This is a genomic window from Fusibacter sp. QWL-12, assembly GCF_058683495.1.
Window position 1 is genome coordinate 465,247 of record NZ_CM178745.1, and the last position, 23,299, is coordinate 488,545.

The 23,299-nt window shown below is 35.4% G+C and carries 18 protein-coding genes, 1 rRNA gene and 1 riboswitch; of the genes, 1 reads left to right on the forward strand and 18 read right to left on the reverse strand.

The features are described 5' to 3' along the window. Positions 1–142: 142 nt before the first annotated feature. The 7 genes from AC4PID_RS02770 to AC4PID_RS02800 all read right to left on the reverse strand — a co-directional run bounded on the left by AC4PID_RS02770 (position 143) and on the right by AC4PID_RS02800 (position 8,799). Positions 143–1,674: ribosomal RNA gene (locus AC4PID_RS02770) — 16S ribosomal RNA — on the reverse strand. Between the two features lie 4 nt (positions 1,675–1,678). Further along, positions 1,679–1,843 carry a hypothetical protein gene (locus tag AC4PID_RS02775; RefSeq protein WP_492134045.1) on the reverse strand — a complete coding sequence of 55 codons (165 nt, stop codon included), beginning with the start codon at positions 1,841–1,843 and terminating at the stop codon, positions 1,679–1,681. Between the two features lie 485 nt (positions 1,844–2,328). Continuing rightward, positions 2,329–2,718: a hypothetical protein gene (locus tag AC4PID_RS02780; RefSeq protein WP_492134046.1), complete on the reverse strand. Its 390-nt coding sequence runs from the start codon at positions 2,716–2,718 to the stop codon at positions 2,329–2,331. A 46-nt stretch (positions 2,719–2,764) separates the two neighbouring features. Next, positions 2,765–4,957, reverse strand: coding sequence for a DNA gyrase subunit A (locus tag AC4PID_RS02785; RefSeq protein WP_492134047.1), 2,193 nt, complete (start codon positions 4,955–4,957; stop codon positions 2,765–2,767). Between the two features lie 16 nt (positions 4,958–4,973). Beyond that, positions 4,974–6,947 (reverse strand): DNA gyrase/topoisomerase IV subunit B, encoded by a 1,974-nt coding sequence (locus AC4PID_RS02790; RefSeq protein ID WP_492134048.1) that lies wholly within the window; start codon positions 6,945–6,947, stop codon positions 4,974–4,976. A 283-nt stretch (positions 6,948–7,230) separates the two neighbouring features. After that, positions 7,231–8,283, reverse strand: coding sequence for an HD-GYP domain-containing protein (locus AC4PID_RS02795; RefSeq protein ID WP_492134049.1), 1,053 nt, complete (start codon positions 8,281–8,283; stop codon positions 7,231–7,233). A 132-nt stretch (positions 8,284–8,415) separates the two neighbouring features. Then, on the reverse strand, positions 8,416–8,799 hold the full coding sequence (locus AC4PID_RS02800) for a single-stranded DNA-binding protein (RefSeq protein ID WP_492134050.1): 384 nt from the start codon (positions 8,797–8,799) through the stop codon (positions 8,416–8,418). Between the two features lie 148 nt (positions 8,800–8,947). Between AC4PID_RS02800 and AC4PID_RS02805 the strand changes: the two genes are divergently transcribed. Continuing rightward, the gene (locus AC4PID_RS02805; protein WP_492134051.1) at positions 8,948–10,240 is read left to right on the forward strand and encodes an MFS transporter; all 1,293 of its coding nucleotides are present in this window, start codon (positions 8,948–8,950) and stop codon (positions 10,238–10,240) included. A 25-nt stretch (positions 10,241–10,265) separates the two neighbouring features. Here the strand turns inward: AC4PID_RS02805 and AC4PID_RS02810 are convergent, their stop codons facing one another. The 11 genes from AC4PID_RS02810 to AC4PID_RS02860 all read right to left on the reverse strand — a co-directional run bounded on the left by AC4PID_RS02810 (position 10,266) and on the right by AC4PID_RS02860 (position 23,210). After that, positions 10,266–12,968 (reverse strand): PAS domain-containing protein, encoded by a 2,703-nt coding sequence (locus AC4PID_RS02810; protein WP_492134052.1) that lies wholly within the window; start codon positions 12,966–12,968, stop codon positions 10,266–10,268. A 113-nt stretch (positions 12,969–13,081) separates the two neighbouring features. Then, entirely contained in the window at positions 13,082–14,146 is a 1,065-nt protein-coding gene (locus tag AC4PID_RS02815) for an HD-GYP domain-containing protein (RefSeq protein ID WP_492134053.1), read from the reverse strand. A 28-nt stretch (positions 14,147–14,174) separates the two neighbouring features. Beyond that, a complete protein-coding gene (locus AC4PID_RS02820) occupies positions 14,175–14,819 on the reverse strand; it encodes a prepilin peptidase (protein ID WP_492134054.1) in 645 nt (214 codons plus the stop codon). 70 nt (positions 14,820–14,889) lie between these two features. Further along, positions 14,890–16,419, reverse strand: coding sequence for an S-layer homology domain-containing protein (locus AC4PID_RS02825; RefSeq protein ID WP_492134055.1), 1,530 nt, complete (start codon positions 16,417–16,419; stop codon positions 14,890–14,892). Positions 16,420–16,432: 13 nt separating this feature from the next. Further along, positions 16,433–17,653, reverse strand: a complete 1,221-nt coding sequence (locus tag AC4PID_RS02830) for a hypothetical protein (protein WP_492134056.1) — start codon at positions 17,651–17,653, stop codon at positions 16,433–16,435. Further along, on the reverse strand, positions 17,643–18,203 hold the full coding sequence (locus AC4PID_RS02835; RefSeq protein WP_492134057.1) for a PilN domain-containing protein: 561 nt from the start codon (positions 18,201–18,203) through the stop codon (positions 17,643–17,645). Before AC4PID_RS02835 ends, AC4PID_RS02830 begins: the two co-directional genes overlap by 11 nt. Positions 18,204–18,213: 10 nt before the next feature. Continuing rightward, positions 18,214–19,317, reverse strand: coding sequence for a type IV pilus assembly protein PilM (gene pilM, locus AC4PID_RS02840; RefSeq protein WP_492134058.1), 1,104 nt, complete (start codon positions 19,315–19,317; stop codon positions 18,214–18,216). Positions 19,318–19,342: 25 nt separating this feature from the next. Continuing rightward, a complete protein-coding gene (locus AC4PID_RS02845; protein ID WP_492134059.1) occupies positions 19,343–20,392 on the reverse strand; it encodes a type IV pilus twitching motility protein PilT in 1,050 nt (349 codons plus the stop codon). A gap of 223 nt (positions 20,393–20,615) precedes the next feature. After that, positions 20,616–20,700, reverse strand: a riboswitch (cyclic di-GMP riboswitch). Between the two features lie 66 nt (positions 20,701–20,766). Then, entirely contained in the window at positions 20,767–21,606 is an 840-nt protein-coding gene (locus AC4PID_RS02850) for a PulJ/GspJ family protein (RefSeq protein WP_492134060.1), read from the reverse strand. Positions 21,607–21,621: 15 nt separating this feature from the next. Next, positions 21,622–22,059 carry a type IV pilus modification PilV family protein gene (locus AC4PID_RS02855; RefSeq protein WP_492134061.1) on the reverse strand — a complete coding sequence of 146 codons (438 nt, stop codon included), beginning with the start codon at positions 22,057–22,059 and terminating at the stop codon, positions 21,622–21,624. Beyond that, complete coding sequence (locus AC4PID_RS02860; protein ID WP_492134062.1) at positions 22,056–23,210, reverse strand: hypothetical protein; 1,155 nt, start codon at positions 23,208–23,210, stop codon at positions 22,056–22,058. The genes AC4PID_RS02855 and AC4PID_RS02860 overlap by 4 nt, the downstream gene beginning before the upstream one ends. Positions 23,211–23,299 lie beyond the last annotated feature (89 nt).

The window sequence follows — 23,299 nt, forward strand, 5'->3', positions numbered from 1 at the left end:
GTACGAATCGCTTGCGATTCGAGGAGACTATTGTCTCGATGTTCGTTCCGAAAAAATCATCTTTTAATGTTTTTTATTCAATTAAGCATCTTATCTCTAAGACCCTCAAAATTGAACAGCGCAAATGTCTATTTCTCCTTAGAAAGGAGGTGATCCAGCCGCACCTTCCGATACGGCTACCTTGTTACGACTTCACCCCAGTCATTGGTTTCACCTTCGACAGCTCCCTCCTTGCGGTTAGGCCACTGGCTTCGGGCGCCCCCAACTTCCATGGTGTGACGGGCGGTGTGTACAAGACCCGGGAACGCATTCACCGCGACATTCTGATTCGCGATTACTAGCAACTCCAACTTCATGTGGGCGAGTTTCAGCCCACAATCCGAACTGGGATCGGCTTTTTAGGATTCGCTCCATCTTACGACTTCGCTGCCCGTTGTACCGACCATTGTAGCACGTGTGTAGCCCAGATCATAAGGGGCATGATGATTTGACGTCATCCCCACCTTCCTCCGTGTTATCCACGGCAGTCTGTCTAGAGGGTCCAGCATTACCTGATGACAACTAAACATAAGGGTTGCGCTCGTTGCGGGACTTAACCCAACATCTCACGACACGAGCTGACGACAACCATGCACCACCTGTCTCCTCTGTCCCGAAAGACATAGCCGGCTAAGGCTACTTCAGAGGGATGTCAAGACCTGGTAAGGTTCTTCGCGTTGCTTCGAATTAAACCACATGCTCCGCTGCTTGTGCGGGTCCCCGTCAATTCCTTTGAGTTTCACACTTGCGTGCGTACTCCCCAGGCGGAATACTTAATGCGTTTGCTGCGGCACCGAGTTTTGACGCCCGACACCTAGTATTCATCGTTTACGGCGTGGACTACCAGGGTATCTAATCCTGTTCGCTACCCACGCTTTCGTGCCTCAGCGTCAGTTACAGTCCAGTAAGTCGCCTTCGCCACTGGTGTTCCTCCTAATATCTACGAATTTCACCTCTACACTAGGAATTCCACTTACCTCTCCTGCACTCAAGCCTATCAGTTCCAAAGGCTTACATTGGTTGAGCCAATGCCTTTCACCCCTGGCTTGATAAGCCGCCTACGCACCCTTTACGCCCAGTGATTCCGGATAACGCTTGCCCCCTACGTATTACCGCGGCTGCTGGCACGTAGTTAGCCGGGGCTTCCTCCTATGGTACCGTCATTTGTTTCTTCCCATAGGACAGAGTTTTACAACCCGAAGGCCTTCATCACTCACGCGGCGTTGCTGCATCAGGCTTGCGCCCATTGTGCAATATTCCCCACTGCTGCCTCCCGTAGGAGTCTGGACCGTGTCTCAGTTCCAGTGTGGCCGATCACCCTCTCAGGTCGGCTACTGATCGTCGCCTTGGTAAGCCGTTACCTTACCAACTAGCTAATCAGACGCGGGCCCATCTCATACCGATAAATCTTTGTCGGCTACATCATGCGATGCTACCGACTTATAAGGTATTAATCACCGTTTCCAGTGGCTATCCCTTTGTATGAGGCAGGTTGCCCACGCGTTACTCACCCGTCCGCCGCTTTCATAAGCTTCGCTTTGACCGAAGTCTCCACTCCACTTAATCACGCTCGACTTGCATGTGTTAGGCACGCCGCCAGCGTTCATCCTGAGCCAGGATCAAACTCTTAAAATTAATTTTAAGTTTTGCCTGTTATCTCAAAACGAGCTAACTTGCTTTTTTGCTTCTCAATTTCCCAAGAAGCGTTTCCGTTTTTTATCACTTCTTTTGCTGCTACTAGAGCCTCAAAAGGTTGACGAGAATTTTTCAATTCTTTTTGGTTTTTTTCATTTGCGCTATTCAATTTTCAAGGTCCTATTTATCTGCTTAGTTGTAAAGTTATAACTTTTAAAAGTTAGTGTTTACAACGGTGACAGCTATTTGATTATAGCAAACTTAGTTTTTAATGTCAAGAGAAACTTTAAATTTTTATTTGCTATTTTCTTTTGTTTTGCCAGCTTCAAAAGTTACTTGGTGAAGCGACTTGTTTATATTAACATCTAGTTATGATAGAGTCAATACCTTTTTCACATAATTTTTACTGGATTTTAAAGAAAGTCAATTCGTAATTTTCAGACATTTCCACAGTGTTATTTAAAATCTGCTTTCTAATTATTTCCTTCCTATATATGATGATGAACTTCATCAATACGACAGATGAAAACAGCAGCATCTATATTAACGAGATTGACTATAACCACAAAGTTTTTCAAGATCAATGAGGTGTGTGAACTTATAAAATAGAAAAAAGACCTCTGTTAGATATAACAGAGGTCTTTAAATTTATGATTAAATCAAATCAAAAATTTCGCGTGTAGTCACCTCATAGGTTACATATCTATTAAAGTAAGTTCTTTTACTAATGAGAATTTCATAGCCATCTTTTTCGAAAATCATACCTCTACCATAAACAGAAACAAAGTGCCATCCCATTTTGTTCATGGTTTCAGTATATACAGCATCACTTCCAACTAAGCCAATAAAGAAAAGCCCTTTCATTGATACTTTATGAATTGTAGTTTTTTTATTGGTTTCAACTTTTAATATACCTGATATCAAATCCAAGTATTTCAACTCATAGGTTACCTTTAAAATTAAAACAACAAGTGCAGCAATAACAAATACACTGAATGCTTTTTTTCTAGACTCACTATTATTACATAATTTGCAATTTGTCATTTTGACCTCCATATACAAACCTACGATTAATGGTATACCCCTTTAGTTATCCTTTAATCCATTTATTAATAGTTATTTTCTCTAGTGGATCAATTTCTTCACCCGATTTAGGAATATCTGATATTCTAAATCGATCAATATTCTCAAATGGATGATGTTCTGTCTTAAATAGGGCAGACATTGTACTGCCTTTTTTCAATCTCATGACTTGAATGCCTTTTGTATTTTTGGTTACCTTCTCTGTAACAAGTGAGGTGTTAAATACAATTGCTCTTATTTCTTTGCTTGATTCTCTAATAGCTGTTAAATCCGATTCCTCAGATAAATATAACATTTTTGCCAGTTTTGCTTCATCAGAATACGCTTTAACCAGTTTTTTTCGATTTGTCTTTGTTTTATAAGCTTCAAGAGGTACTCTTGCAACCTTTCCATTCTCAAATCCAAAGATCATAAATCCACTAAAATCATTTGTCACAACGCAATAAACGACTTCCTCTTCAGGATCCATTTCCAAAATATTAGGAAGATATACACCCAAACTACTTACTCGATGATCATCTATCTCATGAAGTTTCATTTTATATGCATTAAATTGATTTGTAAAAAAGATGATTTCGTCTTTATTCGATCCATCAAGTTCTTGTAGTATTTCATCTTCTTCCTTCATTTTATGCTCTCCACTTGAACGTAAAGATACCAAAGAGACTTTCTTTAAATAGTTATGCGCAGTAAAAAACACTTTAAGGTTATAATCTTCTATGTGCTCTTCAGGAATATGTCTTACAATTTCCTCTTCAGTTACCAACTCAGTTTTTCGAGGAGACCCATATTTTTTAGATACAGTTTGAAGATCCTTAATGATGAGTTTATCGATTTTCTTTTCGTTACTAATTAAGTCTCTTAATCTTTCTATTTCAGCTTCTAAATTAGATATTTCAGAGATTCGATCAAGGATATACTCTTTATTAATATTTCTCAATCTTATATCGGCAACAAAATTCGACTGTATTTCATCAATTTTAAATGCGTCCATCAAATTGGGTACGACCAGTTTTTCTTGCTCTGTTTCTCTAATGATTTTGATTGCCATATCAATATCTAATAGGACACTCTTTAAACCGTATAACAAATGTAGCTTCTCAGATATCTTATCAATATCGTACAATGCACTTCTAGAAATACAGTTTCTTCTGTAAAGTAACCATTCCGTTAGAATGCTTTTAACGCCTAAGACCATAGGCTTTCCACCGATAAGTAAATTGAAGTTACAAGGAAAACTATCTTCTAAGGTTGTAAACTTAAATAATTTAGGAATTAATTTGTCAGCATCTGTGCCGCGTTTTAAGTCAATCGCAATTTTCAAACCTTTAAGATCTGTTTCGTCTCTGATATCGTTAATTTCCTTGATTCTACCTTGTTTAATCATATCAACAATTTTTTCGATGATTTGTTCAACAGTAGTCGTATATGGAATTTCTGTAATTTCAAGCATATTTTCTTGCTTGTTATAATGTATTCTACCTCTAACTTTAAACGAACCAACACCTGCATCGTAAATCTTTTGCATATCTTCTCGGTTGTAAATAATTCTACCACCAGTTGAAAAATCAGGCGCCGGCATGATGTCTAAAAGATCTACTCCAGGATTTTTAATAAATGCAATGGTCGCATCGCAAAGTTCAGTCAAGTTAAAGCTCGGGAAATTACTCGCCATACCTACTGCAATTCCTTTGTTTGGATTCGCAAGGATATTAGGAAATGTTGTCGGTAATAAAGTTGGCTCCTTCATTGTACCATCATAGTTATCTACGAAATCTACGGTATTTTTATCAATGTCCTTGAAGATTTCCTCGCAGACTTCTTCGAGTTTAACCTCTGTATAACGAGGTGCTGCAAACTTCATATCTCTTGATGTGATCTTACCAAAGTTACCTTTTGAATCAATGTAAGGTAGTAATAGTGCTTCATTGCCTTTGGCAAGTCTAACCAAAGTAGCATAAATGGCTTGATCCCCGTGAGGATTAAGTTTCATGGTTTGACCTACGACATTAGCAGACTTAGTTTTAGGTCCTTTTAATAGCCTCATTTTATACATGGTATATAGAATTTTTCTATGTGAAGGTTTGAATCCGTCAATTTCTGGTATGGCTCTCGAGACAATAACACTCATCGCATAGGGCATAAAATTCTTTTCTATTGTTTCTGTTATAATTTGATCTGTATATTTTTTCTGTTCCATTTAACACCTCATGAGATTAGCTTAAGTCTAGCATTTCTAAATACTGTTCACCATTTTGTTCAATAAATTCTTTTCTACCATCCAAATCATCTCCAAGAAGAATTTCGAACATTCTTTGTGTATGTTCCATTTCACTTGGTGTCACTCTTATGAGTCTTCTAGAATCAGGACACATGGTGGTTTGCCACATCATGTCGGGATCATTCTCTCCAAGACCTTTTGACCTTTGAATCGTATATTTTTTATTGCCTAATTTCTTAAGATAATCGTTTTTTTCCTTTTCATTATAGGCAAAGAAGGTTTTTCCTTCATGCGAAATTTCAAACAAAGGAGATTCAGCTATATAGACATTACCACGATCGATAAGCGTTGGGATGAGTCTATAAATCATTGTAAGGACATGCGTTCTGATATGATAACCGTCTACGTCTGCATCGGTACAAATAATGACTTTATCCCATTTCAGATTGTCATAGTTAAATGTATCTAAATCTTTGTTATGACGTGTTTTGATTTCAACGCCACATCCTAACACTTTGATAAGATCTATGATAATTTCCGATTGAAAAATCTTTTCGTAGTCCGCTTTAAGACAATTTAAAATTTTCCCTCTAATTGGCATAAGTGCTTGAAATTCACTATCTCTCGCTAATTTACACGAACCAAGAGCAGAATCACCTTCTAAAATATAGACTTCTCTCCTATTTGTGTCTTTGGTTCTACAATCAACGAATTTTTTAACTCTGTTAGTTACATCAATCTTTGAACTTAATGTCTTCTTGAGATTTAAACGAGTTGTCTCAGCTTTTTCTCTAGATCTTTTATTGATTAAGACTTGATCAACAATTTTTTCAGCATGTTCTTTATTTTCTATAAAGTAGATTTCAAGATTCTTCTTAATCATATCTGTCATAAAATCTTGTACAAACTTATTGGTTATCGATTTCTTCGTTTGATTCTCATAGCTTGTTATGGTCGAAAAACTTGTGGATACAAGTACAAGACTGTCTTGAATATCCACAAAAGAAATTTTCTTTTCGTTTTTAGTGTACTTGTTTAACTGCTTAATAAACTTATCTAGCTCATAGACAAACGCATTCTTAACTGCTTTATCCGGTGAGCCACCATGTTCTAGAAAGCTCGAGTTATGAAAGTATTCAAGAACATTAACTTCATTATTAAACGCAAATGCAACTTGTGCCTTCACTTTGTAATCCGGCATATCTTCTCGATCTCGGCCTTTACCTTCGTCTTCAAAATACACGACATCGGTAAAGTGTTTATCCTCACTAAGCTCTTCTACATAATCCTGAATACCTCTTTCATAGCGATACTCAAATGCTAATTCAGAGAACTCGTCTTTGAGTACAAAATTAATTCCAGGGTTAACGATAGATTGCTTTTTCATGACGTCTTGAAAATACTCTAGTGGAATTTCAATATCCTTAAAAACTTCCAAATCTGGGCGCCATCTTATATTTGAACCAGTAACTCTATACTTTTTTTCAATTCTACTATATCCATTTTCAGCAATCTCACCTTTTTTAAAGTGAAGTTCATATTCATAACCATCTCTATGAATGATAACATCCATGTACTCAGAACTATATTGAGTTGCGCATAGTCCAAGGCCATTCAGTCCAAGGCTAAATTCATAAACTGAAGATTCGTTGTTATTATATTTACCGCCTGCATATAATTCAGTAAAAACCAACTCCCAGTTATACTTATCCTCTTTAGGATTGTAATCAACTGGTATACCACGTGCCTGGTCAATTACAGATATGGATAAATCCTTATGTCTTATAACAGTAATTTCTTTACCGTAGCCACCGCGTGCCTCATCTATTGAATTTGACAGAATCTCGAAAAAAGAGTGTTGACATCCTTCTAATCCATCAGACCCAAAAATAACAGACGGTCTTTTTCGTACTCGATCTGCACCTTTAAGGGCTGTGATACTTTCATTGTTGTAACTGGTTTTGCTCATTTGCCACCTCTTTAAAAAGTCTTTGATTATCTATCAACCTATATCATATCAAAATATGTAAGTAGTTTGCAAGGATTTTTGATAGAACACACGTTCTTAATATGAACTATAAAAATCTTTTGCTTCTAAGCCTAAAATTTTCTACAAGTGAGATTGTGATTAAATAAAATCTTTGCTACTAATTAAAAAAACGCTTATGAGTTATTAATCAACATAAGCGTAATTCATTATTTAACCACAATCTCTCTTGTGATAAATCTGAGGACTAGATGTCCAAGATTTTTTATTCTACCATTGACACAATTTCCATATCTATGTGTCTTCTTAAGTCATAATAATCTTCTCCAACTCGTACCAAAGGGCGTGCTGGATCATCTTTATAAGTCATAATGATTTCACCCGATAAGCCATTGTTTAGAATAACAGCATGACCAATATAAAAATGTGAGATATTGGATAAGAACGTTTTTGACATCGAAAAATCTAAAGAGCTATGACATTTCTCTAAAATAAAACTCATAGCTTCGAATGGGTGCATTGCTTTTTTATACACACGGTCTTGAGTCATCGCACAATAAACGTCAGCAACAGCAACTATTTTTGCTAAATAATTGATTTCGTTACCTTTAAGTCCGTTCGGATAACCTGAGCCATCCACGCGTTCATGATGCTGCATGACGCCTTGTAAAACATCATAAGAAATATTAGGGATGTCTTTTATTAAAATATAGCCTAAAATCGCGTGTGTTTTCATTACTTTAAACTCTTCAACCGTTAATGAAGAGGGTTTATTTAAAATTTGATCCGGAATATTACATTTGCCTATATCATGTAGCAAACCAGCTAATGCAGCTTCTTTTATCTTTATATGATCTAAGCCACACCATTTAGCCAGTAATCCAGAAATCATAGATACTCTTACAGAATGGTCAAAGGTATAATCATCATAAGCATGTATTTGCCACATTTTGCGTGTAAAATGGTCGTCGCTTAATATCGCTTCATACAAAGGCTCAAGTGCATCATCAATTTCTTGATACACTGGTACACGCCCCAATCTGAATTCGTTATATATGGTCTTAAATTTTACGACAGTTGTTTTGTATTTTTCTTCTACATCAGTAGCTTCAACCACAGGGCGAGGCGCTATTTTAACTGAGGGTTCATCATCAATGCTTTTGATATTTACCTCCATCACCATTTTACGCTTTAAAAAGTCAATGTGGTTTTGAGTTAAATTAGTACCATTTCCAATTAGTAATATGCCGCTTTCATCAAATACGTCATCAAGCAATATCATGCCTGGGATTATCTCTGAAACACTTAACTTCGCCATTTAGCCACCTTAGTCAATTTTTCTTTACAAAATAATTATAATATTTAACGGCGAAAATTTCCAGTTTAATATTTATACTATTTTAACAATTGTGGCAATATTTCATAATAATTTCAACAATACTAGCTAAACTCACATTTCGACGCTATTTTGTTCTGCACTTCTTCTGAACTCTGAATTTGAGTTTTCTAAAAAATGAACTCTTTCTCCGATAATTTCTGTGAGATAAACATTTTCTCCTTCGGTATTTTCATAGGTTGAGGTCGCCACTCTTCCAGCAACACTCACCATTGCGCCTTTCATAAGATATTTACAGCAGTTTTCAGCTTGCTTACCCCAAACGATTACACGTGGAAAATCCGCAGTTGCTTTTCCTTCCGACTTTTTCTCTTCTTTCTGTGACACAGCATAATACCGATCAATGGCGATGTTAAATTTGGTTACGCAATTGCCATCTTGAAGTGTTTTCAATTCTGGTGTTTGTACTAATCTACCTACTAAACTTACTTGATTCATGGAACCTCCTTAAATGGTATATTTTAACAATTAAATATTATCCATTATTTTCCATTTTGTCAATATCTTAATATTTATTATCTATTTGTTTTTTATTTTCTGCCTTATAATTGATTTGGAGACTTATCTATTAACTTGAGGTGCATTTATGATAGCGAAGTTAAAAAACTCACTAAAGACTAATTTTGAGCCAAATATCCGTTTCAATATATACAATGGCATCGCTCTAGCAATATCAACAAATCTAGTTAATCCTTATTTTGCTAAGTTCGCTGAAAGGCTTGGCGCAAATGCTTACGCAATTGCATCTCTCAACTCTCTCCCTGCATTTATAAGTTTATTCGCCTTAATTCCAGGTGCATTATTTATAGATGCCATTGGAAACAAAATAAAATCTACGGCTACTTTGATGCTCATTCACAAGTTATTCTTCTTAATGATGGCAGCACTGCCTCTTTTAAATATTCCAAACAAAGCTTGGATTTTTGTTTTTTTAGTCGCAATAATGAATTTACCTGGTTCAATCTATACGATGGGTTATCAGTCTAGTATTGGGGATCTATTTTCACCGAGAGATCGCGGAATTGCAATGAGCTTGAGAAATAAATACTCAGATCTCTTTAGATTATTTGTCACATTTTTATCTGGTTTCCTATTAACATTTCCAAAATCTAATGAAACGGTCATCTCTCTTTATCAAGCGTTCTTTGTTCTTTCATTTATTTTTGGGCTTTGGGAAGTTTATAGCTATAGGCAGTTCGACACATCAACTATAGAGAGCTACCGCTCATCAGCTACTAAAAAAAATCGAACACTTATTATTCAAAATGCTTTGTCTTCATTGAGATTTACAGTGACACACACACTTACTTATATCCCATATCGAAATTTTTTAATTTCTTCAGTTCTCTTTTATTTTGGCTGGCAAATGGGGTGGCCACTATTTAATCTATACACAATTCAATATCTTGGGGCTAACGAGGCATGGTTAAGTGCTATCTCCATCGCTAGTGGCATCGCATCTATTACCACCGCCACGTTATGGGCAAAATTTGCAGATCGTTTTGGTAATCCATTAACCGCATTTATTGCGACATTTGGTATGAGTATCACGCCTTTTCTTTATGTGTTGAGTAAGTCACTCACTATGCTTGTACTCTTCAATCTATTAATTGGGTTTTCAATAACAGGCACTACATTGGTCTTATTTAATTTATTACTTGAAACGACACCTAAGGATAATAGAACGACTGTAATAGCATTTTATAATACAATCATAGCCATCTCAGCAACAGTGACACCTCTCATCGGCGTTTGGATTATGAATCAAACTAATATTCAAATTGCGCTATGTATAACAGGTGGTTTTCGATTCATTGGTTGCTTCTCATTTTTAGTTACAAGTATTCAAATTGTACGTAATAAAAATAAAACCCAATAGGTGCAAGCACCTATTGGGTTTTTCATTAGCCTTGATTTTGAGGTGAAAGTGATACTATTTTGCCTAGTAAATGTTGATCTGCATCATGAATCTGTACAACCTCTAATGTATATTTAGCATCTCCGTTTTTATCATAAAGCGCTTCAATTACAGGTTGTTCAAATAATGGTCCATTGATATTGATGATTTGTTCTAGCGTCAACAAATTCCCGATACTGTATTTGGACTTTAAATTTGAAACTAAATCCATACTGCTTTGTAAAGCTTCGCTAGTCGTTTCAAGATAATCCAAAGCCTTTTGGTTACTGTAATAAATCTGACCGTTACCTCTGATGATAACAAAGGCATACTCAGCTTTCTCAAGCATTTTCTGTAATAAACTGTTTAGTTCATCGTTGCCTTGCTTCAAAGATACGTTCTCAGTAACATCGTTCAAATAGCCTTTCGCACCTGATACTTGGTCTAAATGCATCGATGATTCTCCTTGAACTCTAACATAAATAATTCTACCGTGATTGTGAAACCTAATAATTATATCGATTGACTCTTTTTTTAATATAAGCTTAGAAAACTTGTCTTCAAAATATTCTGCATCCAATGGATATAGCTGCTTAATGAACTCATCATAACGCCAAATGATATAGCCTTGATCCGAAAGATTCCGATTTTCTATATCAAATTTTAACCAACTAGCGATACTGGATGGCATTTGAAAACTATTTGTCGTCACATCATATGACCAATATGCTGCTTTGGTAACGCCTTCTATTTCATGCAAAATTGTGTTATTCTCTTCCAGCTTACTTTCAGTATCTTTTAAGTCAGTTATGTTTCTAAGTGTTAAGCTGATAGAGGCTCCTTCTGGTGTCACAAGATATTTGCCTTGAGCCGCAAACCAAACTAATATGCCATTTTTATACTGCCTAAATTCAAATCTATGATCCTTCTTTTTATCCGAAGTGATGACGTCTATTGCTTCGTAGACGATAGCTTGGTCTGAGAGATAGATTGAATTTAACCATTGTAAAAAAGAGATTTCAATTCCCACTAAACCTTTCTCTAGATCAAACTCTCTATAGAGGTTAACCATTTTGCTTGGCAATATGATTTCGATAACGCTATCCTGCATGGCTTCAAACATTTGAGCGTATTTCGATTGAGAATCAACCAGTTTTCTTTTGTAATTAAACTTTTCAGATACGTCTCTTAACAATAGCAAAAGTTTGTCTTCAGAGTGGTGTACAAAGTTCATGGCTACAACTTCAATTGGAACTGGATCGCCATACATCGTGTTATATACGCGTTCAAAATGAAGTGACTGGTGTTGTTTCGTCATTTCAACGTTTCTTTTAAAGGCTTCATGAGTCAGTTCATCACTTAAATCAACATAACTCATACCAATCAAATTATTATTGTCATACTCTAACACTCTTTGAATCATTTCATTCGCGTATTCGATATAGCCAAAGCTATTGACAATCAATATCCCTTCTTTAACATGATTGAGAATCATTGGACCAATAATCGATTGGCTATCTGAGATAACCTCTGAGTTCATGTACTTCATTGCGATTCCTGATAAATGACCACTTTCCGTAAATAGACATTCTTCTACCCAAAAATTAAACACCTCGTTATAGCATATTATTTTTTGTTGAAAAAACTGAGGACTTTCTATAATGTTTTCTAGATAGATGCGATCCTGATGAGATAACCCACCGATAAACATATTTAGCGAATGAATTGGAGCATTCATAACATGAACAAACCGCTCTTTAAACAATAGATCATAATGAATCAAATCGGCAACAACATATGTTGAATGAGGCGAAGTCATTCCTTTTTGATGTATGATTTGGTAGGCACTCAATAAAAGGTCTAAAAAGTACTTTTCAGTAATAATAGTTCCACTTGAAAGAACTACCCCATCTTCATCTAAATGGATCAATTGTTCCTCTAGCTGAATATATCCTGTTGTTTTCATAGCATAGGTATACTTCAACGTCCCTTTATAATGTTCAATTTCTTTATTCATCAGTTTGTCGTGAATGTTCTGGTGTGCTGCTGCTTCTTCTGAATCTATATATATATTAGATAGTGGCAAACCAATAATTTGAGAGATAGACTTATGCAGAAAATCTGCTGCTGACTGATTGGCATAAGTAATGATTCCCAGTTTATTACGCATAAGAATGATTTTTTCAGAGTGTTTCCAATTATAATTGAGATCGGCTTTTAATCGATTAAGATCATTCTTAAAGCTATCAATCTCAGAGATATCTTGAAAATAAATTAGTGCGAACTTAGTACCATAGTTGACAATTCTCCCCCTTAAACTCACTTTATGATTCTCTGCATCTACGAGTTCTACCACCGATTGTCCTCGTAAAATAAGTCGAATGACCTCTTCCATTGGAACGATTTCTTTTCCTTTACCAAACCAACCAATGAATCGGTCATTTGCATATACTACTTCCATCATATCATTTTTAATCAAGGCAATTCCTTCATCCAAGTTTGAAATGATTTCAGAATCAAAAAGGGTTTTGACATCTATAAAACTACGAATATAGCCTGATGGATTTGTTTTATCTGCTAATACCTTCGTTAAAAAGTAAATCAAAAAAAACAAAATAGCCACTTCGCTCAACCAATCGTTCGATAACCTATTTTTGCCAAGACTATAAATGCCACCTAAGACAATAAAGACAAGAATGATTATAAGCATTATATTGCTTTCATACTTTTCTTTAAACGCCTTATATAATAGCCTAAATAGAATGAAAATTGATATCGTTAAATTGATGAAAAAGACGAATATGGCCATATGCACCTCAGGAGTTACAATTCTATCGTTTTACTGATAAAGACTGTCAGATAATCCATTAAGTCCACTGTTTCTGCACGCTTTTTATCTCTAATAATTTGAATCACCGGTCTGGTTTGTGCTTCATGGTTTTCTTTAATTACAATGCCAAACTCACCATTTGACAACTGTACAATCGTACCCACAGGATAGATGTTCACGACTTTTAATAGATGATAGTAGATATCTCTATCTAACTCGTATACCGCTTCAGTTCTTATTATTTCAAGTGCTTCATCTGCATTCAATCTCGATTTATAAGCACGATTCGATGAAATTGCGTTGAAAATATCACACATCGTAACGATTCGAACATGAATCGGAATCTGTTCCCCTGAAAGTCGATAAGGATATCCAGAACCATTGAGTTTTTCATGGTGTAACAAAACGATTTGTCTAGAAATCGGCGATATAAAATCGTTATCCTTTAACATGTCGTAACCAAACTGAACATGTTCCTTAACCAAACGTTCTTCTTCTGGTTCCAGTGTTGCAACTTTGTTCAGTATCTCTCCAGGAATCTGCATTTTACCTAAATCATGCAGCATCGCCCCAACACCAATTTTTTGAATAAATGTGTCACTCAGTTTCATACTTTTAGCAACTAGCATAGAGAGTACTGCAACTTCAGCTGAATGATTATAGGTGTACATGTCTGTACCCATAAGCTCAGTCATTTGATATAAAGTTGAAGGATTATCATAAATAATCTTCATCATTTCATCAACGACGTTTTTAATGGTATCGATGCTTTTAATATTATAGTTGCCACCTTTTCTTTCAGACAAGTCTTTAAATACATTTTTTACCGCTGAAACTGACCTGATTTTGAGCTCATCTGGAACGAGTGTTTCTGATTCTAAGCCTTCAGATAACTCGTCGTCAATATATATGCATTGTATATTAGCTTTCTTTAATCGATCTATATAGGTATGTGATAGTTTCACATCTTTTGCAAGTAACAGTTGGCATTTGTCATCGTATACTGGTTTACCTAATATGTCACCTATTTCTGCTTTTTCTAAACTCTTTAATCTCAAGAGAACCTCCAATGACTTAATATAGTCATTATATCATAAAAATGCTTCGATACAATTCAATGATTTGATGTTCAAATAATGCTACTACTATAGCGGAAAGAATCATGTAAGGGGCAAATGCAATTTCTATTGACCTTTTCAGTTTTTTTCCTATAAGTGCTAAAATGACGATACCAATTAACGCAATATAGAATGAAAGCATGGCAATCATGACTGTTTTTTGTAAACCAAAAAACAAACCCAAACTCCCCATTAGCAAGACGTCGCCAAATCCAAAGGCTTCCCGTTTATAATACAAATATGCTCCGCCATAAATGATGCCATAAATACTTAAGCCAATTAAGCCACCAAGCAAGCCATTTACGATTTGATTCTGATATAGAAAATTACCACCGAGATGGAGGATACAAGCTATGATCAATGTCCAATGGTATATTGAATGAATTTTTATATCAATATATCCAATGACAAGCAACCAAGCAAAGATTATGCAGAGTACGACAGAAGAATTCGAGAAATAGCTTAAAATTCCCCCTAAAATACCAAATACGGTAACAACACAAACAAATTCTTTATTAGATACATTAATCTCTTCACGAAGTGTTAATTTTGTAAACTTGAGCATTACAATTGCCAATCCACTGTATAAAAGTGTCCATAATATGAGATTCATTTATTCCTCCAGTAACTTTATCGGCAATTAAACTAAAAGAGGTAAGACTGGCCTACCTCTTTTACATGAATTATTTAAAGTAATTGATCAACATATACGCAACTTCAGCTTTTGTGATTGAAGCGCTTCGATTTGTTGTTCCAGTAGAACGAGTGTATTTTTCCATCAGCATCTTATTTGATACTTCTGTCCACTTCACATCTCGTAAAAACATCTTGCTGAGCATGTTCTCGATCTCTGTATATGAGACCGTTTGACTTGGATTAAAGTTACCATTTGCATCCAGTGTTAAATATCTTTTACCCACCATATACTCAACCGCACTTTTACTGTTTGTAAAACTACTAGCATCTTGAATGGTTGGTACAGTTGTTTTTAATGGATCGCTATAAGATATTACACTGTAAACAAGCTGCGCTAACTCTGCTCTCGTAATTGCAGTGTTTGGTAGATACATTCTGTTATAGCTTACAACACCTCTACGCATTAAAGTATAAATTTCTTTGTAAGCCCAATTGAAGGTAATATCTTCAATATTTTTGTAGTTGTTATCAATGAAAATTGCATACTCGCCACCAGCATATGAACCAGATGGAACTTGGATTGAAAGCTTACCATCTTCTAACTGAGTAAATACATAATTCCATTTACCATTGTAATATTGATAGATGCCTGCTCTCTCAGACCCATAATACTCAAAGGATAGTGTAATTGGTTTTTTAAGTGTCACCATACCGCGATCGTTTAAAACTTTTACTGTATATTTTCCACTTGCCGGTTCGTATTTCGTGTTCTTGTAGTTAAATGTGTCTTGAGTTTTAAATGCTGCTAAATATGTTGGTTCATGAACAGTTCCGTCACTAATGTCAATACTCATAGTCGTTTTTACATCAGAAACCATATTACCATTGTCAAAGTTAACAAACTCTTCTTGATAAGTCAATGTGTTTGCCCACATATTCATCTCTAATGCATTTTTACCTCTAATTTCAAACTCAACATTTTTAGTTTGATAAATATCCGTATAGGCATTCATAAAGCCTTCTCTAAACCCATTTGTGAATGAATCCTTATAGTTGTTAGATTCACGATTTAAAAGGTAGCGACTCGTGATTGAGCCTTCAGAAGTATAGTCAAGATAAGCATTTGTCCAATTATCATTATTACCTTGTACAAAATCTACCATTCCTGATAACTGCCCTTGAACCGTCCCTGCTTGGAAACCGTGATCATATGCAAACTCAACAGGTGTGAGATACTTATCTAAAGAGACCTCTCTGTAACCAGCTGCATATCCTTCTTGAAAAGCAATGCGATAGGCTGAAATAAAGGCGCTTTTAAACTGGCTTGTTTCTCTACTTAAATAATATTTGTTAGAAATAGCATCGTTTGATGGTAGTGCCGTTAAATAGTTGTTTATTCTATTTTCGTTGCTATCTTTGCGCCCTTCTATTTGACCATCTAAAGTTCCTAGCGTCGTTCCCATTGCTGTTCCATCAGCCAACGAGGTGTCGGTTGCAAATACAGCACTTGACTGAAGTACCATGACTAGTACCAGAACGATCATTGTTAATTTCTTTATTCTTATATTTGACAACATAATCCCCCCCTTTTTAATTTACAGGATATGATACTTCTAATTGATCCATCAGATATTTACCTTGTAGTTTTTGGTCATAGCCGACACCGTCCACATAGATTCTTTGAATCATACATGGATATGAAATTTCAACTGGCATTTCAGCTTCAATTTCTTTCCATTGTGTCCAATTGACATTGTCTACAAACTCAACTTTATATTCTTTTCCCTTTGAATCAATAATTACAGCACCAATTGAATGATTGGATGCTTCATATGCATATACCCATAATCCTAAATAGTCCGCTTGGCGAGTAATAATTATTGGATTTGTGTCAAACACTACATTTGCTTCACTAAAATCTCTTGCATTTCCAAAATCAAAATTAAGCTCAGCAGAATAACCACCAGCAATCTTAGTTTTGCTTCTTGTTACGAAACCAGTTACATCCTCACTGTTTCCAACAAAGAAGTTTGCACCATCTTCAAATCCATAAATTTGTGTTTTTGGACGGTAGTCAGTATAGTCTACATCCGTTTCATCAGTTGGATACTCAGGATAATTTGGGTATACCGAACCATCATCTATCACAACTTCTGATGTCGCTTCTGTCGGTTCAACTACAACAAAATTATCGTAAGGTGCGAATGGTCCAAGTAGAATATCTCTCGTATTAAACTGTGTGGTTACAAGCTTTTTATACGGAATTGCATAGGCTTCTATACTTGGGATAGAATCAAATTCTAATTGAATGCTTCCAGATAATCCATCAGCCAGGTTATTTTGAATATTGACTTCTTTTACAATAACCTCTTTTTCAAAGGTTCTTGAATTTCTAAGATAAGCCATCAACGACTCATAATTTGAATTAAATTGTAAGATTGCCGATGTTTGAATAATTTTTGAATCCTCAGGCTCAGTGTTAGCGAACTGCAAATCTGAAAAGCTTACAGTCAATCCTTCAGAAAACTTGTCTACTATCATTAAAGTTTCTTCTTGTGTTAGAGAAGAAAAATAATTTTGAGAATTCTTCTCGATTTCATTCTCTAAGGTTTCAATTCTAGTATCTAAATTTTTCTCAGAAGCAAATTTCAACTCGATTTCATTTTTAGTTGCTTCTTTAAATGCCAAATCTGTCTTTAAATTTTCAATATTATTTTCTTGTGGGACAAGCAAAAAGAAGTAATATCCTGCAAGAATTAATATGACAGCTAAAAATATCAGAAGAAGTCGGTCTCTTTGACTAATTTTCATTTGTGACCTCCTTTGATAATGTGGCATTAATTAAATAAACATAATTTGCGTTATCTTCTACTACTGAAGGAATTTGAACATCTGAAAAACGTCCACTTTCACGTAAATTATAAGCAAACTGTGCAATTGCGTCATAATCTTCAGAGTATCCTTTTGCAGTTAATGACTCCTGGCTTAAGTTCATTTCAGAGACAAACAATCCCTGTGGAATTTGGGCATTAATCAAGTCAATGAACATTTCATCGATGATATCTTCATTTTTTAACTGCGCAATTAGCAAATTCAAGTCGTCATTTGCCAATGAAAGTTGCGTTTCTTTGGTTTGTTTAATGTTGATTAAATCAAGATGTCTTAATGTTTCAGGTGCATTTAAATACTCATCTACTTCAGCAATATCGCTATTTAGCTTTGATGTTTGTAAAATCAAAAATACTTGATAGTAGATAATCAGAGCTAAAACAAGTGCACCTAATATTATAAGTAATACTTTTGAACGTTTTGGCTTGGCTTGAACCTTCAAATAGGGTTCAAAAAAGTTAAAATCTCTCATTTTCTCCCCCCTATTCTCTTATCAATGCGCCAACAGAATTAATGTAAAGGTTGACATGTTTTTGTTCTTTTGTGTCCTTTAGATTAAACTCAACGTTATTTAGCTTGTCCATTTTTTTAACTGGAAGCTCAAGTCTCGTACTAAAAAGCTCTTCAACATCAACAAATTGAGCCCCACCACCGATCAGATAAACCTGATCGATTTTGTTATTACTGTGACGGCTTATATGATATTTGAAAACCTTATCGATTTCATCGATTAACTCATCAAAAAAGCTCACACTTTCTCTAATAACGATGTTTTTAATATCGTCCTCTGAATCTGAAGCGGCTTTGTCTATTTGACTGTGTGACTTATAAATTGCAGTTACACTTGTCGCTTTCTTTCTTTTTTCAGCTTCATCTCCATCTATTGATAGATAATCCACAAGTATTCTATTGAACTCAGAACTGCCCATTTTGATAATTCGATTAAATTTATACACTTGATTTTCAAATAATGTAATATTAATCATTTTATTGCCAAAATCGATATAAGCACTTGTATTGTTAGGAGTATTCATACTGCTTTTTTCATATTGAATTAATTTTTCCAATGAATTACTATGCATATCGAGATAGCATGGATTTAAACCACATTCGTTGATCAAGTCAAAATGAGCTTTTACAATTTCCTTCGGCATTGCGCCAAGAAGTATTTTGACTTTTTTCACATCTTCTTCCATGATTTCTTCGATATCTTTATATTGCAAAATATAATTAGAAATTTCAATCGGTAAATACTGACTGACTTCATATGCGATTAAGTCTGCCTTATCCTCATCAGGAACTTTTTGTATCACCATCTCTCTTTTAATGGTATCTGAGCTTTCAATAGTGATTACGGTGTCTTTGTTTTTAATTTTAAACTCATGAATTGAACCTGAAATAATTGCCTTTAATGTTTGATAATCGTGAATCATACCATTACTGTACACGCCTTCTGGAACTGCTTTTATACCAAGTAATGAAACTTTCAATCGACCATTCGACATCTGTCCTTGAGAAAATTTCACACTTGAACTACCAATATCAATCGCAAGCAAAGGACCGTGTTTTCTCTTTTTTTTGCTCATAAACCCTCCCCAAAAGTATTTACTGCTATAACTCTTTCATCACAATATCTCTGTCATATGCATTTTCTAGTAATGTCTCTCTATCAATAATTCTTTTTCTGTATAATGAAATAAGATGATCGTCCATCGTCTGCATACCTGTCTTTTGACCAGTTTGTATAAATGTATATAATTGATGCACCTTATTTTCTCTTATAAGATTTCTTACTGCAGGTGTTACGAACATGCTTTCAACAGCTGGTACACGCCCGGAGCCGTCCTTCTTAGGTAACAATCTTTGCGAAAACACAGCCATCAGTGAATTGGATAGCTGTACTCTGATCTGTTGTTGATGTGTTGATGGGAAAACGTCAATAATCCTTTCAATGGTTTGATATGAATTCCTTGTATGTAGCGTTGCAAGAACTAAATGCCCTGTTTCAGCTGCGGTGACTGCTATGGATATTGTTTCAAGGTCTCTCATCTCTCCAACCATGATGACGTCTGGATCTTGTCTTAATCCAGCTCTTAATGCTTCTGAAAAATTGTTACAATCCCTTCCAACCTCACGTTGTGTGATCATACAGTTTTTATTGCGATGGATGTACTCGATTGGATCTTCAATCGTTAAAATATGGCGTTTTTTTGACTTGTTAATCGAATCAATAATTGCAGCAATCGTCGTGGATTTCCCGCATCCGGTTGGACCAGTTACGATAATCAGTCCCGAAGAGTATCCGGCAATTTTTTCAACGGTATCGGGCAATCCAAGCTCAGCAATAGATGGTATTACATCAGAGATACACCGGGCTGCAATCCCAATTTTCCCTGAATACTTAAACACATTTACCCGAAATACACTATGATCGGTTATACGGTAAGCTGTATCCAATTGACCATCTTTTTCGAAGGTTGAATACAGATCTGTCGGTATGATGTGTTTTGCAATCGCTGCCGTTTCATCTTGGGTCAACACATGCTCATTATATGGAATCAATACGCCATTAACTCGAATGTTAACAGGACCACCCACTGCAAAATGAACATCTGATGCACCAATATCTACGGCATGTCTTAAAACATCGTTTAACTCCATAACCCCTCCAAGAATCATTTATTTCCCCAAATAAATTTCTACTCTACAAAAGTTCTTAAGGTTATTTATCACGATTAAGACTACGTCAAACAAATTTCTACACAATTTTGTATATAAAATATGTTTTTTTATAGTTATATCCAATAAAAATCTTAAGGCATCGAGCCTTCAGATTTTACCACAAGCGAGATTGTGGCTTAATAAAAAAGGCCGCAGAAATAATATCTGCAGCCGAACCATCCTAGTACATTTACCTTAGACTTCACGCTTTGCGCCCCAGACTTTCGTAAGGTTTGCCAAATTATATTGATATATTAGTATTAAAATAATTATAAAACATTCTAGAGCAATTGTAAATGCTAGTGTTTAGAAATTTACTCTATTGTCCAATCACCGTTATTTGCATAAGACATACGGTATGCATAAGTATATACGTCTGATCCAATTGTAAACTCAACTGTAAATACAAAATAATCATTTTGTTTTACCTTGTTTTCTGGTGAAAAGGTATATGTGAGTTCATTTCCAGAGATTGAACTTGATATAGTTGCTTGTGTGTCAGTTGTCGTAATAATCAAATTGGCAAAGCTTTTATTAAACGAAATCGTAACTGATGTTTTAGAGTTGGACTGAATCTCTGCAATAGGCAGTGCGGTTTTTGATATATAGTCATCCTCTGTTGTCAGTTTAAGTGCATTCCCTGAACTACCAAGCACTTTTTTACTCACGCCATTATGAATATTGAGACAGATGATTTCACTATTAATCGTATAATCTTGTCCTTTTGAGACACCTAAAAGATCAAAACTAATCATGTTATCATTTGACACATCTGTGCCAAATGTTAATGTAGAACCAACTCCTAGTGATGTACTTTTGATTTCACTGTTATTGATCATCATAATATCTCCAGACACATCGTCATAAATGAGATAGCTCGTATACACAGGAATTGAAGCTTGATTGGCAATTAAATCCGATACAGTTTCAGTGACTATTTCGACGTCAGAGGCATATCTACTTTGATTGGCTATGAAATCCGATGCAATTCTCAATCGGCTTTGAATATCTTGTTGTGCAACGCCGTTTGTTACACTGGTTTGGCTAAAAAAGAAAAATGAAAAAGCCATAGTAATTACGATTAAAAAAACAGCTAATGCAACTATTAACTCAACCAAAGTCATGCCTTTACTTTGTACTAAATTCTTCTTCATACACTCACCTCTCCGTTATGGAATTAGTGCAGTCAAAGTCACAAATTGCTTCCCTGACTGGTAAAAAACAAGGATTTTTAGTTGTGAATAAACGACTGCATCAATCGTTGTAGCGGTCACTGAGTAAAATACAGTTTTATCTGGAAAACTGCTATTATACAAACTACTATTTAAATCACTTTCAGATGCCACTTTGCCATCTATTGTGCCATTTGCTACTAATGTATAAATATTTGAAGTCGTAACAGTTTCATCCACTATACCATCTGAGTAGATCGTATCTACAATTGTCTGCGCTTCTGCTAAAGCTTGAGTCCTGTGACCAGAATTAAAAACCCATACGAACCCACTGGTAATTGTATTTAACATCGCGGTGATAATGATCCCTAGAATAACCAGTGCTACTACAACTTCAATAAGAGTCATTCCCTTTTCTCTTCCTTTTTTCATCATTCTCGCCCCCAAAGATAGGATTGTGAATTAACCGATAAAGAGAAACGGTTAATAAGTACGTCAATAATTGGATCATCTGCAGCGATTGGTATCAATTGACTTCTGCCACTTGCCTCAGTAATATCAACGCCATCTGGATAAAAGAAATATTTGTTTTGACCTGCATTGTTCGGAAGTGTTAGTGCATTAGCGCTGCTGTCTAAAATACCACCACCAAAGTAGACAACTCCATATCTTTTTCCCGCTTGAAAACTATAGCTACTATGCATACTTGTACCAAAACCTTGGATAAGGGCATTATAGTAATCCGCGGATTCATAGCCATGTGTGGACTCATACGAGTCATCGTTATTTAACTTCGTATCGTCAAGATACATGATGCTTCCCGATGTTTTTTTATCAGCAGCTACCTCAAGAGAGTAGCCAAGTTTTATATCATCTCCTGTAGCATTTAGTTTGACAGTATTCACAAAGTAAACGATGGATGCATCAAAGGTTATATTAATTGTATTGTTAATTTGTCTTAAGCTAATGCCCTTTGCATCTGTGAAATACAAAATCGAAGCTCTAAACACAGAGTCAGAGGTGCCTCCTTTTGGTGATTGTACTGGGTTTCCTTCAAACTCAACTGCTTGACCTAAATAGTTGGTCGTATTGGCATTTATCCCTTTTTGAAGGTTAATCCCAGTTACCCAGTCCGCTGGATTTACAAGAGGAGAATCTGGTAGTTTCATCTTAACTCTGAGAGATAAGCTCTCTGTAACCGTATTATTTTCAAGAGAAGTGGCTGTGGAAAAAATCTTAATCTCAGACGGTCCATAAAGTTCATAGTTTAACTCAAATTTACCCTTGCCATCCACCGTAAACGCATTAGGATTGGCACTTAAATAAGATGCCACATGCGTGTTTAATGCCGCAACAAAATCGGTTAAAGTACTTTGACCATAATTGACAATTTCTTTTCCAATTATTTCGACACCTACCAGCACGCCTGATCTAGCAACGTAGTGCGTCTGCGTTTGAAATTGTTGACGCATAGCAAATTTTGTATCTGCAAGGGCAACATTTAAAAGTACCATGCCCAAAATTATAACTATAACCATAATTATTATAACGGTTGGTAATGCAGCACCTTTATGCTTTTTATCCATGTTATCACCTTCCTATTATGATATAATCCCCATTTCTATCATAATACCACTAATAAAAGTCGCTAAACCATTCTCCTTTCATATTTGTC